Raw genomic sequence first — 11,617 nt, 5'->3', positions numbered from 1 at the left:
ACACGCTGCGGTGATGGCCGCGTGAAGGACGAGCGGTGATCACCGCGGGTGTGTACCCGTCCCTCGAGCGTCACCGCGTGCTCCGTAGACTCGGTGCCATGGCGAGTGGTGGTTCCGGTCGTCGATCCGGGTCGGCCGGGTCGGGAACGCCGTCCTCGGGGCGGTCGTCCTCGGGCGGTCAGCGCAGACAGAACGGCCAGGGCGGCGCTCGGGGCGGCGCTCGGGGCGGCGCGAAGAACGGCCAGCGCCCGGGCGCGAAGCGGGGACCCAACCCCGTCACCCGCGGCAAGCGCCCCGCCCCCGGGACCCGTCGGCAGGTGCCGTGGCTGCTCCTCGGCGCGATCACCGTCGTCGTGCTGCTCGCCGTCGGCGTCATCGGCTTCGCGCTGATGCGCGAGGGCGAGGTCAGCGCCTGGCGCCCGAGCGACAGCAACCGCGACCCGTCTCTGGCCATCCCGGGCATCGTCACCGGCCAGTACGCCGGCCAGCAGCACGTCACCGCACAACAGCGCGTGGCCTACGACCGCTCGCCCCCGTTCGGCGGCCCGCACGACGCCTACTGGGCGGCCTGCACCGGCGTGGTCTACCCGACCCCGGTGCGCACCGAGAACATGGTCCACTCCCTCGAGCACGGCGCGGTGTGGATCGCCTACGACCCGGCGCGCGTGCAGGGCCCGGGGGTGCAGGCGCTGGCCGGCCGGGTCCAGGGCCAGGACTACACGATGATGTCGCCGTACCCCGGCCTCGACCAGCCGATCGCATTGCAGTCGTGGGGCCACGAGCTCAAGGTCTCCGACCCCAACGACCCGCGGATCGACCAGTTCATCCAGTCGCTGCGCCAGAACCAGTACCAGTACCCCGAGGTCGGGGCGAGCTGCGACGCTCTCGGCCCGGGCTACTTCGACCCGGACAACCCGCCCCCGTTCGACCCCTCGCCCCCGCCGCCGGACGCGGTGACGATGGACGGTCGCGGCGCGGCCGCGGGCAACGGCGGATGAGCGCCACCCGCATCGACATGACCGACACCCCGGCGAGCGTGAGCGACCGCACCGACCCGCCGCCGCCTCCGGTCGACGACGACGGTGCGGACGACGGCGGCTCCGGCGGAGGCTGGTGGTCGGCCAGCCCGACCTGGGCCAAGGCGTTCGTCGCCGGCGGCCTCGCGCTGGTGCTGGTGCTCGCCGGCGTCATCGGCGGCATCGCCCTGGGGCGCTCCACCGCGACGACCTACGGGCCCGCCGAGGGCTCGATCGACGTCGGGTTCCTGCAGGACATGAACGCCCACCACGGCCAGGGCGTGGAGATGGCCGTGTGGGCGCGGAACAACACCGCGAACCCCGAGATCCGCCAGCTCGCGTTCGACATCGAGTCGACGCAGACCGCCCAGGTGGGCCGCATGCAGGGCTGGCTGACGCTCTGGGGCCAGCCGTTGACCCCGCCTTCGGGCCAGTACATGGGCTGGATGGGCATGGCGACGCCGGCGATGCCCGGGATGGCCTCGCCCGAGGACCTCGCGCGGCTGCGCGCGTCCACCGGATCCGCGCTCGACGTCGTGTTCCTCCAACTCATGCTGCGTCACCACCAGGGCGGCCTGCCGATGATGCAGGCGGCCGCCGACGAGGCCTCGGTGCCCGCGGTCCGGGCGCTCGCCCAGAGCATGGTGGCGTCCCAGACCTCCGAGGCGGCGGTGATGACGCAGATGCTCGCCCAGCGCGGCGCCGCTCCCCTGCCCGCCCCGGTCGACGCGCACGCGGGCATGCACGGCATGAACTAGGAGTCCAGGCGGGCGCGGACCTCGGCCTCGGCGGTGGCGAGCCGCGTGGCCCCGACCTCGTCGCGCATCGCGTCGAGCCGCTCCCCCGCCTCGGGACGGCTCCACTCCTGCGCGAAGGCCCCGGACAGGATGTCGTCGTGCATCACGTGCCGGAAGCGATCGGCCAGCTCGCCGCCCTCGTCGAGCGCCGACAGCGACCGCAGCTGCCCGTACTGCGAGGTCCGCGAGTGCAGCCCGAGCTGGCCGAACACCCCCTCGCGGGCGATACGGGCGAACACCTCGGCGGGCTCGGCGGAGAGGTAGAGCTCGTTGAGCACGGCCTCCTCGGTGAACCCCGCCTCCACGGCGACCCGGTGGGCGGTGCGCATCACGTCGAGGATCGCGGGCCAGATCGCCTGCTCGCTGAACAGATCCAGCGCCGCCTCCTCGCGGGCGCTCGAGACGATCGCGCCGCCGAGCGTCCCGCCGATGGCGCGCGCGATCGCCATCGTCGTCTCCCACGCGTGCCCGCTCGCGTCGCGCTCGACGGAGACGAAGCACGGGAACCCGTGCCGGTCGACGTAGCGGTCGCGCACCGCCGCGCCGATCATGCGTGGCGCGACCATGACGACATCGACGCCCTCGGGCACCTCGAGCTGGCCGAAGTGCCAGTTGTAGCCGCTGGCGACGACGAGCGTGTCGCCCGCGCGCAGGCCGGGCGCGACCTCGCTACGCACGAGCTCGGGCTGCTCCTCGTCGGGGACCAGCAGCAGCACGATGTCGGCGGCCGCCGCGGCGTCGGCGATCGGGCGCAGGTCGAAGCCCTCCTCCGCGGCCGAGGTCGCGTACTCGTCGTCCCGGTTGCCGACCAGCGGCGCGAACCCCGAGTCGCGCAGGTTCGCCGCCTGAGCCGCGCCCTGGTTGCCGAAACCGATCACCGCGATCGTGCGTCCGGACAGGACGGCGAGGTCCGCCGAGTCGATGCGACGGTCCCGATGGATCTCTGCGTGTGCCATCACCCGAGCGTCGGTCCTCGGCGGCCCGTGCGCTAGGCTCAGCCCCGGTCCGCCCCCGTAGCTCAGGGGATAGAGCACCGCCCTCCGGAGGCGGTGGCGCAGGTTCGAATCCTGCCGGGGGCACCATAGGCTGACCAGCGAAAACGTCCTCGGGTCGTGACCGGCCCGAGTCCGCGTGGGACGAGTCGTGGGACGAACGTTCCTACTCTCGCCCCATGCCACCTCGCACGCGCCGTCGGCGCGGCTGGATCGAGCAACTTCCGAGCGGCTCCCATCGCGCCTGGGTCTATGCCGGCACCGACCCACTCACCGGTCGTCCGCGACGTCTGCGCGAGACGGTGGGCACCTACGCCGAGGCAGAGAAGGCGCTGACGCGGCTGCAGCGTCAGGTCGACGACGATCAGCACCCCAAGTCCGAGATCACGGTGCGACGGGCTGTGGAGCAGTGGCTCGAGGTCGTCGTGCTCGAAGACACCACCCGCGAGCGCTACGACGACCTGATCCGTCTCTACGTGCTCCCGACCGTCGGCGCGATCTGCCGGCGGGAAGGTTGGACGCAGAGCTCCTCGAGCGCTTCTACGCGCGGCTCCACCGCTGCCGTGATCTGGCGTGCAACGGCAAGCCGCGTGGGGGCCACATCTGCCAACCGCTCAGCACGAGCACTACGCGCAAGGTGCACTGCATCATCCGCGGCGCGCTCGACCGAGCCGTGCGCTGGCGGCACCTCGCGGTCAACAAGGCAGCCATGGCGGAAGCAGCGGCTCCACGCCGCACCGAGCCCGACCCGCCCAGCGCCGACGAGGCGGCCCGGCTCATGAACGCCGCCTGGAGCGACCCGGAGTGGGGAGTGCTGCTCTGGTTGACCATGCTGACTGGCCCGCGCCGTAGCGAGGTCTCGGCGCTGCGCTGGCGTCACATCGACTTCGACCGTGGGCTGCTGTGGGTGCACCAGGCGAACGCGCAGACGAAGGCGGGGCTCAAGGAGAAGAGGTCCAAGACCAATCAACGACGCAAGGTCGCCCTCGACGAGCACACGGTCGAGCTCCTCAAGGCGCACCGCGAGCCGCAACGGCAGGGCCCCGCTCACGGGTGCCCGCCGTCCTCCTCGAAGAAGCGGCGAATCTCGGCGGTGAACTGGTCCGGGGCGGTGAACAGGGCGGTGTGGCCGGCGGTCAGTGGCCGCACGGTCGCCTCCGGGTAGGCCAGCCGCAGCTCTTCGCGCTGCTCGGCGGAGAAGGCCTGGTCCTGGGTCGCCTCCAGGATGAGCACCCGACCGTGCCAGGGCTGCAGCCAGCCGGGCGCCGGTGTGCAGGTGGCCATGAAGTCGACGATGTTGCGCACGCCGGCGACGTGCTGGGGGCGGGACATCTCCATCAGCTCGGTCCGCAGCCGAGCTCGCCAGAACGCCTCGGACTGCGCCGGAGCGGTGAACCAGCGGGTCCACAGCCGCCAGGTGAACGCCCGGATCATCGACAGCGGCATCGCCGCGAACAGCGGGAGGAAGACGCGCATCGTGCCCGGCCCGGCGAAGTGGCGGGTGCCGGTCTGGGCGAGCACCAGCTCGCGCACGCGCTCGGGCATGGCCTGGGCCATGGCCTGGGCCACGTAGCCGCCGTAGGAGCACCCGAACACCGTCACCGCGTCCAGCCCAGCGTCGTCCAGCACCCCGGCCACCCCGTCCAGCACGCGCCGCAGCGGATACACCGGTGGATAGGCCGGGGAGATGATCCGGAAGTCGTCGGCCAGAGCGTCGATCAGCTGGAAGTAGTTGTCCGGTCGGTAGCTGCCGCCGGGCAGCATAAGGATCGGCGGGGCGTCGCCGCCTGTGTCCACGTAGTGCCATTCCACGCCGTCGACCGGCACCTGCCGGTAGGGGAACCGCTGCCAGAACGCCTCGAATCGAGCCCCCAGCTGCTCGCTGGTCGCGGCTGTCTGTGAGATCACCGTGCTCACCCGCCTCGCCGGAACGGTCGTCGTGGGGACCGAGGCTCGTCGGACCGACGCTCGACGGACACCGCCCGAGGGCTCGCCCGGCGGGTCCAAACGACTCTCCTCAGGCCGGGTTAGTCCGTGCCGAAGGCCCCCTCTGCCGGGCGATCCGGCCCTGCCCCGGGAGATGCTCCACGCGCAGCCTCGACCGTATGACCGAGCCGGATCGAGTGCATGCCGTTCCTCCTGCCCGCCGCGCCGTGGCGCAGCGGCCCCCCGTGTTGTTCGGCGTGATCGCGCGCGGTGCGCTCGGGAGGTTGCTGGGAAGGGACGGTGCCGCCGATGTCGTGGCGCTGACCGCCGAGCGCTACCAGCTGCCGCCGGCCCTGGCCGGCACCCGCGCCGGACGCGTCGATCTCCGCATCGCGTCCTACCTGCTGGCGCTTCGAGATGCCCTGGTGCACTCGGGGATGCCGATGGATCAGGCGGAGAAGCTGCTGGCCGACACGATGTACCGGCTGATGCGCTGGCTGCAGCAGCCGCTGAACCTGGTGGCCGCGACGGTGCACCCCGGAAGTCGGCTGGCGCGGACCCGGCTGCGCGAGCAGCTGGCTCGGCGGGCGTTCTACCGCCGCCCCGACTGGGTGATGACCGACGTCGACGCCCCTGGCTGCTACGCCTTCGACGTGCGCCGCTGCCTGTACGCCGACTACCTGGGCGGCCGCGGCGAGGGGACGTTCTGTGAGCGGGTCCTGTGCGACCAGGACCTGCGGATGGCCGAGGGGCACGGGGAGGTGCTCCTGCGCACCGGCACCCTGGCCGGAGGTGCCGACCGGTGCGACTTCCGGTACGTCGTCGGCGATCGCGACGTCGGGCAGGTCCAACCGGTCCAGAAGCGGTCCCCACGGCTCCCCCGCTGAGCGCCGTGGGGCGGTGGCTCTGGTTTGCCGGCGGTTGGCGCGAAGCGGCGCGCGCCCGCCACCGGCCGATGGCGGCGTGGTGCCGCTGCACCAGCGTGGTGGCGATGACGTTGTGCAGCTGATCGGGCTATACGGGAGTGCGGTCAGAAACCGTGGGCGGCCCCTCCTCCTGCGTAGATCGCCGCGTCCTCGCTGTTGATCGCCGACCGGACGGCCTTCCCCACCCAGTCGTCCCCGGCGATCCGCTTGGCGCGCTCGTTAAGCTCCCGCCTGGAGAGCCCGACGGACTCCGAAGCCACCGCCTTGTGCACGGCCTTGAGCGCGCACAGGAGAGAGATGAGCGCTCGGGTCCTGGCATCCGTGGTCACGCCGTGGCGCAGGGCGGTGAGGACGTCGGCTCGGAGGGCCGTCTCGTGGTCGGCGTGCTCCGCGGGCCACCGGTGTACCGGGAAGATCCCGAGGATCCGGCCCTGCTCCGCTCGGACCAGGCCGCCCTCGGCGAGCCGCTCGTAGAGCCGTGGCCGGACTCGCTTGCCCAGCGTGGCCACGACGCTCTGCGGTTTCTCGCCTTCCTTGTGGCCGACGGTGGCCAGGGCCTCGTCGAGCACGCCGTCCCCGGTGGGACTGGAATCCCGGACTGCCAGTCGGCCTTCGCGTACCTGCTCGTCGGAGCCTGCGACGTCGACGCGCATGAGGAGTGAGAGCTCGGCCAGCAACGCCCCACCGAGTGCGATGTTCACGTTCGTGCCGTCGGCAGCCAGCTTCCCGCTGTCGTCGGCGGTCAGGAGCAGCAGGAGGTCCTCGGCGATGAGCATGCCTCGACCGTGGGGTCTTCCCGCGCGTGGCCGACACGGTCCTACGACCACGTCAGGACGAGTCCATCGGCCCGGGTGCACGCCGAGCCTCCCGGTTCGGAACCAGCCCGTGGACGAGGACGGCCCGGCCGGTGCAGGACGAGACCGCAGAACGGGCCGGGGGACGCGGGACACCTGCCGTGAGATCTCCGTTCGACCGTCTCGGCGGGAGGCGCCGACCGGTGCTGCCGTTCGACGGGAGCGTCGACACCTGGTCGGCACCGGGGGCGCCGCCGCGACCTCCTCCACTCCGAGCCCGCAAGACCTTCGTGAGAACGGAATAGATCTCTTCACAGGGCCGTGAGCGCGCCTCCCGTCGAGTCGACGGCGGCGCGGGAGCGGAGGTTCGCGCGGAGAAACGCCAGTTGTAGGTCGCTGATCTGCTCGAAGGCCGGGTTCCGGTAGACGTCGAAATGACCCAGTGGGTAGTGCCGGATGTCGACACACGCCGCCGTCGCTGCGATCCGCGCGGCGAACGCGCTGGACGCCTGCAGGTCGTGGTCCGCCAGACACACGAGGAGCGGCATGTGCAGTCGCTCGGCGGTGCCGGGCTCGTATCGGGGAAGTGCGAAGAAGAACCGCGGGGCGAGTTCGTTGCGCCACCCCGTGGCTTCTCCGCCGAGGGCTTCGAACGTCCTTCTCGCGTCGGGTTCGGTGAACACCGCCACCTGCCCGGGGGGAGCTACGACCGGGACCAGCAACGGCGGTTCCCCGCGGCGAGCACGCCGGCGATCACGGATCGCGGCGAGGGTGAACTGCAGAGTGCGGGCGAGGTAGTCGGCGCGTTGGGCGGCGACGTCGATGACCTGGCGTGGCTGTCCCTCGCTGGCGCCGAATCCGCGGTAGTCGAAGACGAGCGCCGCGATCCCGCCGGCGGCAAACTTCTCGGCGTAGGCGGGAAGACCCAGTCGCTTGGTGCCGCTGCCGCCGTGTGCGAGAACGACGCAGGGCACCGGACGGATGCGCTCATCGGGGAGGTAGAGGTCGGCGGCACATCGGGAGCCGTGGGAATCGAAGAATTCCTCGCGAACGGACATGTGCTCCACCTCGTGCGGGTGTGGGTGCCGTCGAACCGACGGGTCGAGGACAGGGCACGCTCACCTCGTGGCGGACGACAGGGCGCAAGGTCCTGGTCCGCGGAGTCATCCGGCTCCGTGTCGGCTCGCCTCGCGGGTGCTCCTGGGGTGCGACGAGTACGGCCGGCGACTGTGAGCGCGCCGTCAGCGTCGGCCGGTGATGTCCCGCAGCGCGGTCGCGGCGGATGAGGGCTCCCCGTCGAGCTCGCGCTGAAGGTCGTGCGCCACGAAGCGCACGCCGATCCGCCGGGCCCGCAGTCGTCGACGCACCTGCTCGGTGAACATCCCCTCCCCGGGGACCGACGTGGCGCGCAGGATGGCGTTGACCCGGTCGGTCGTGAGCGACTCGCGATCGGCCTCAGCCAGACGTTCCAGTGCCACCCGGATGTCGAGGCTCCGGCGCACTCCGCATGAGGGTGAGCCGTCGACACCGACGAGGGCCACGACCTCGTGCCCGGTGCGCCGGTAGTCGGCGATCTGTCGTACGGCGTCTCGCGCCAATCGCTTGTAGACCCAGCGCGTGTAGGCCAACAGCACCGGCAGCGCGGCACGGCGCAGCGGGCGCGGCAGCCAGCGGGCCGAGCCGTAGAGCCGCAGGAGCCGGCGCTTGTGCACTCCACCCCAGGCCTGCTCCTCCGGGCAGGGCAGCTGCACCATCCCCAGGCCGGCTTCGGCGCAGGCGTCGACGATCTCCCGCACGCAGCCGGGCCGGGCGGCGCCGCCGAGGTACCGGGTGTTCTCGTTGAGCAGACAGTGGGACAGGAAGACGACCCGGCGGCCGCGCGCGTCGCCCAGCCGCGTCTCCCAGGCCACCTCGCTCCTGCGTCGCTCAGCCATGGAGTCGCTCTGCCCGTGCCTCGGGCGCGGCGCAGGCCGGCTCGGTGCTCGACCGAGAACGCCCGGTCCTGGCGGCCCACGAACGGCGGATCCTCGTCTGCGCCAGGACGACGACCCCGATACGGGCCAGCATCGGCCCGGGGACCAACCCGACGAGTGGCAGCTGGCGATCGTTGCCACGGGTCCGCCCAACAGCCATGCGCCGGATGCGGACCGAGTGCGGGTCCACGACCTTCTCGCTGCGGGCCACGAGACTGACCCGAGAAGATGTCTTCCGCTTGCGGCCGCCCATCGGAAAACTCCTTCGTCGGTACCGCCATCGGGCGCCGTTCACACCCTGGGAGGCGGCGGACGGTCGGTCACGGTAGGACGTCCCGCCGGCACCCGGAGGACGGTGTTCGTGGGGCGCGATGTGTGGAGCGTTCGAGCACTGGCGCGAGGTCGTCGAGCCCCAAGGCACCTCGGAACGAGGCGGCTCACGACGGTGACGGCGCCGATCCCTCGCGGCCCGATCTCGCATCACCACGGCCGGGTTCGCACAGGGAACGTCGGGCGCACTCGGGCGGACCAAGGGCCGTCAGGGACGGGACCGTCGACCCCTCGCCGAATCGCTTCCGGAGGTCACAGAGTCGGCGGCGGAGGTGGGTACGGTGTTCACGATCCGCTCTGTTGGTGGGGTCGCGTTGTTCCTTTTCGGTACCACGTTCTTGTGGTTGACCCCGATGTTCGCGAGCCCGGGTATCCCGACGCGGGGAGCCTGGTGGGCGGTGACGCAGGTCCTCGCGCTCGCCGTGCTCGCCGGCTTCACCTTGGCCACCTACGGGTTGTTCACCAGGATGCCTTGGTGGGAGAACGTCGCGCTCGCTTCAGCGGTCCTCGGCTTGATCGTGCTGATCCCCTATTGGGTTGCCGCCCAGCAGGCCGATGAGATCACCCCATGGTTCAACGTGCTGATCCACGCACTCGGTAGCGCAGGCGTTCTGGTCCTGCTCGGGGTGCCCGCCCTGGAACGATGGGTCAACGGGCACGTCATGGCGGGAGCGTGATGGCGCCACTCGATCAGCGCTCTTTCGCTGCGGCGGGTCAGGTGGATCAGCCGCAGCCCGGCACGTCGTTGCCGAGGCAAGGAGGTGAGCAGGATGCCCCCGCACTGCGATTCCTTGGATGGGCCGGTGGTCACCGCCGCTCGGGAGGCGGTGACGTCCGGAGAGGTGCAGCGCGTTGCGCCGTATGTCCCGGCGGAGGATGAAGCGGAGCTGCGTCGGGCCTTCGATCTCGCCGTCGCTGCGCGTGCGCTCGGGCCGGCGGCCCGCGAGGTGGCCGACCGCTGGTTCTTTGAGACGGCCGTGCGCCTGCACCGGGCTGGTGAGGGGGCACCGTTCACCGGGCTCAAGCCGGCGGGTGGGGACGTCGGCCCGGTGATTCCCGCCGCGGAGCACGCTCTCGAGTCGGGCAGGCCCGATCAGCTCGGCGAGGTGTTGTGCGGGATCGTGCGCGACCAGCTCCAACGTCGACACACGCACGCGATGGCGCTCAAGGAGCGCTCCGGCGAGAGCGTTCCTCGGGCCCGGGAGTACGTCGAGGCCGCGCTCGGCCTGCAGGTGTGGGCGCACGGTCTGTACCGGCAGGCGCTCAGCGAGGCGCACGCACGGGCGGATGAGGGACGCCACGAGGCCTGAACACAGCTCGGATCTGTGCCTCGAGGTCGCCGGGGAGGGCGCTCCTCACAGCTTCGCTCTGCCCCCGGAGCCGATGTCCCTCTCGGCCATGCGAACGACGGAGGTGAGGAGATGAAAAGCGCAATCCGGACGTCGAAGATCGTCGGCGGCACGCTCTCGCTCTCGGCGCTGGCGCTGGGCAGCAGCCAGTTCTACCGGGTTTCGAGCTCGAGGCTCGGGCCCGGTGCGTTCCTGCTGTCGATACCCAAGCTGCTCTGCGCCGCGCTGGCGCCTTTCCTGGCTGCGGCGGGAGCGATCGGAGCGGCCTGCGGCCTGTCCGCACTCTGGCTGGAGGGCGGGACGCACCGCGTCGCGACGAAGCGGACCGGCCCTGGCGCTCCCCTGGTTGTCGTGGCAGGCCTCAGCGCCGCTGCGGTGAACGCGATGTACACCCGCCAGGTGGTGACGGCAGAGGGTGACTTCGGTGCCGCGTTCGGCACGAAGTGGCGCGACCGGATTCCCGCCCGGATCCAGGGCGCGATGCTGGCTCGGCGCTGGACCTGGAAGGTCCCGGTCCCGTCGGGGGCGCGCGTCGTGCGAGACGTCGCCTTCGCGACCCTGCCGGGCACCCACCGGAGCCTGCTCGCTGACCTCTGGTCGCCTCCGGACGGGGTTCCGCCCTCCGGTCTCGGCTTCATCTACACCCACGGCGGTGGCTACACGGCGTTCGACAAGGGCGGGCCGACCGAACCCTGGTTCCGGCATCTGGCCGTCCAGGGACACGTGGTGATGGATGTTTCGTACCGATTGATACCCGAGACCAACGTGCCCGGCATGCAGGGTGACGTGAAGCGAGCGGTGGCCTGGCTCAAGCGCCACGCCGACCAGTACGGCGTCGACCCTCGGCACATCGTCCTCGGGGGCGGATCGGGAGGCTCGCACCTGGCGCTGCTCGCCGCCTATACGCCCGAGCATCCGCTGCTGACCCCGGAAGACGTCCGCGGGATGGACCTCACCGTGCGGGGTGTGGTCGGTTACTACCTCGCTGGCGACTACCGGCCGGAGAGCAAGGTCGCCGTCAACCGGACCGCGGTGGAGAAGCGTGTCGCCAGGCTGCTCACCAAGCTCCTGGAACGCTTTTCCGGGTCCGAGCTCGCCGTGGACGACACCGGGGACTGGGCCCCTCAGGTGTTGCTCGGCGGTCAGCCCGAGGACTGGTCCGAGCTCTACCGACGGGTGTCGCCGATCACTCATGTCGGTCCGGGCACGCCCCCCACCCTCCAATTCGTCGGCGAGCACGACGTCTACCTCTCGAGGCACGGTCGAGAGGTCGCGCTGCATCGCAAGCTCCAGGAGGCCCGAGTCCCGTCGGTGTACGTGGAGTTCCCCCGCACCGACCACGCCTTCGACATGTTCCTGCCAACGTTCTCACCGGCCGCCCAAGCCGCGATGTACGACGTCGACCGCTTCCTGGGGCTGCTGGCCTCGCCCCATGACTGGAAAGCCACCGCACCGACGACGGGGTCGCCCGGATGACGAATGATGGAAAGGGCCGACTTGCCCCGGGCGTGTGC

General features: G+C 71.4%; 12 protein-coding genes and 1 tRNA gene. 8 read left to right on the top strand and 5 right to left on the bottom strand.

Translation table 11 applies throughout. The annotated features are described in order from the left end of the window. The first annotated feature begins 317 nt into the window (after positions 1-317). Both PH189_RS13755 and PH189_RS13750 read left to right on the top strand, forming a co-directional pair. On the top strand, positions 318-998 hold the full coding sequence (locus PH189_RS13755) for a DUF3105 domain-containing protein (RefSeq protein ID WP_274189369.1): 681 nt from the start codon (positions 318-320) through the stop codon (positions 996-998). Further along, positions 995-1,774 carry a DUF305 domain-containing protein gene (locus PH189_RS13750; protein ID WP_274189368.1) on the top strand — a complete coding sequence of 260 codons (780 nt, stop codon included), beginning with the start codon at positions 995-997 and terminating at the stop codon, positions 1,772-1,774. Before PH189_RS13755 ends, PH189_RS13750 begins: the two co-directional genes overlap by 4 nt. Here PH189_RS13750 and PH189_RS13745 read toward each other — a convergent pair. Beyond that, on the bottom strand, positions 1,771-2,769 hold the full coding sequence (locus PH189_RS13745) for an NAD(P)-binding domain-containing protein (protein WP_274189367.1): 999 nt from the start codon (positions 2,767-2,769) through the stop codon (positions 1,771-1,773). The genes PH189_RS13750 and PH189_RS13745 overlap by 4 nt on opposite strands. A gap of 51 nt (positions 2,770-2,820) precedes the next feature. Here PH189_RS13745 and PH189_RS13740 point away from each other — a divergent pair. Both PH189_RS13740 and PH189_RS13735 read left to right on the top strand, forming a co-directional pair. Then, a tRNA-Arg gene (locus tag PH189_RS13740) sits at positions 2,821-2,895 on the top strand. 424 nt (positions 2,896-3,319) lie between these two features. After that, positions 3,320-3,970, top strand: coding sequence for a site-specific integrase (locus PH189_RS13735; RefSeq protein ID WP_274189366.1), 651 nt, complete (start codon positions 3,320-3,322; stop codon positions 3,968-3,970). Here PH189_RS13735 and PH189_RS13730 read toward each other — a convergent pair. Further along, positions 3,853-4,713, bottom strand: a complete 861-nt coding sequence (locus tag PH189_RS13730) for an alpha/beta fold hydrolase (RefSeq protein WP_274189365.1) — start codon at positions 4,711-4,713, stop codon at positions 3,853-3,855. The genes PH189_RS13735 and PH189_RS13730 overlap by 118 nt on opposite strands. 332 nt (positions 4,714-5,045) lie before the next feature. Here PH189_RS13730 and PH189_RS13725 point away from each other — a divergent pair, with 332 nt between their 5' ends. Further along, on the top strand, positions 5,046-5,618 hold the full coding sequence (locus tag PH189_RS13725; RefSeq protein WP_274189364.1) for an L-2-amino-thiazoline-4-carboxylic acid hydrolase: 573 nt from the start codon (positions 5,046-5,048) through the stop codon (positions 5,616-5,618). A 143-nt stretch (positions 5,619-5,761) separates the two neighbouring features. On the opposite strand, the gene PH189_RS13720 is transcribed toward PH189_RS13725, so the two are convergent. The 3 genes from PH189_RS13720 to PH189_RS13710 form a co-directional block, all read right to left on the bottom strand. Continuing rightward, a complete protein-coding gene (locus PH189_RS13720) occupies positions 5,762-6,433 on the bottom strand; it encodes a GOLPH3/VPS74 family protein (RefSeq protein WP_274189363.1) in 672 nt (223 codons plus the stop codon). A gap of 329 nt (positions 6,434-6,762) precedes the next feature. Continuing rightward, complete coding sequence (locus PH189_RS13715; protein ID WP_274189362.1) at positions 6,763-7,509, bottom strand: alpha/beta hydrolase; 747 nt, start codon at positions 7,507-7,509, stop codon at positions 6,763-6,765. Positions 7,510-7,692: 183 nt separating this feature from the next. Next, the gene (locus tag PH189_RS13710) at positions 7,693-8,385 is read right to left on the bottom strand and encodes a 2-thiouracil desulfurase family protein (RefSeq protein ID WP_274189361.1); all 693 of its coding nucleotides are present in this window, start codon (positions 8,383-8,385) and stop codon (positions 7,693-7,695) included. Positions 8,386-9,035: 650 nt separating this feature from the next. On the opposite strand from PH189_RS13710, the gene PH189_RS13705 reads away from it, so the two are divergent. The 3 genes from PH189_RS13705 to PH189_RS13695 all read left to right on the top strand — a co-directional run bounded on the left by PH189_RS13705 (position 9,036) and on the right by PH189_RS13695 (position 11,579). Next, on the top strand, positions 9,036-9,431 hold the full coding sequence (locus tag PH189_RS13705; protein ID WP_274189360.1) for a hypothetical protein: 396 nt from the start codon (positions 9,036-9,038) through the stop codon (positions 9,429-9,431). Positions 9,432-9,557: 126 nt separating this feature from the next. Continuing rightward, entirely contained in the window at positions 9,558-10,064 is a 507-nt protein-coding gene (locus PH189_RS13700; RefSeq protein ID WP_274189359.1) for a DUF6448 family protein, read from the top strand. A 15-nt stretch (positions 10,065-10,079) separates the two neighbouring features. Beyond that, entirely contained in the window at positions 10,080-11,579 is a 1,500-nt protein-coding gene (locus PH189_RS13695) for an alpha/beta hydrolase (protein ID WP_274189358.1), read from the top strand. Positions 11,580-11,617 lie beyond the last annotated feature (38 nt).

It is taken from the genome of Actinomycetospora chibensis (assembly GCF_028737215.1).
Classification (GTDB): Bacteria; Actinomycetota; Actinomycetes; order Mycobacteriales; family Pseudonocardiaceae; genus Actinomycetospora; species Actinomycetospora chibensis.
This window is presented reverse-complemented; position numbering and strand designations above follow the sequence as displayed.